Annotated in this window: 1 pseudogene; it reads left to right on the top strand. The window is 29.6% G+C overall.

Features of this window, described 5'->3' with window-relative positions:
- Positions 1-531: pseudogene (locus HMPREF9073_RS15940) on the top strand (hypothetical protein); the annotation flags it as partial.

The raw sequence follows: 531 nt of genomic DNA, 5'->3' as shown, positions 1-531 counted from the left end.
TTCCTTATATTGGGTTTATTGATATAAAGATTAAAAGAAGATTAGAGATTAATTTTCTGAAAATAGAAAAATCAACAACAAATGATAGTCTTTATATAGCAAAAGGGAAAACAAAAGTTGGTAAAAATGTAAGATTGTTTGAAGGAGATATAAAAATCAAACATATATATATTTTTGCAGAGCATTCTAAAGGTTTAGAGGATGATATGGTGGGGAAAATAAAATCACAAGGAATTATCATTGCAGATTATCATTTTAGAGAAGATAAAAAATTATCAGCTACGGGTATCTTTGAAGGAAAGGTTTTATTAAGATGGTATATTAACAATAAAGGAGTGTTTTTATTTGATGATATTGAAGAATATTCAGATGACTATAGCAACAACCAATTTGTAGGGACTTGGACAAGTTATAAGACAGGAGTTAAAAAAGTAGCTAATTGGGGCATTTGTCGAATTCCTTGCTCAGGAGACTTAGATATAGGTGCAGCTGAATTTTTTCCTGCTCCTGAATATAAAAAATATGGCTGGG

The sequence above is a fragment of the Capnocytophaga sp. oral taxon 326 str. F0382 genome (assembly GCF_000318295.1).
Taxonomy (GTDB): Bacteria; Bacteroidota; Bacteroidia; order Flavobacteriales; family Flavobacteriaceae; genus Capnocytophaga; species Capnocytophaga periodontitidis.
The sequence above is the reverse complement of the archived record's forward strand: the minus strand, read 5'-3'. Positions and strand labels throughout refer to the sequence as shown.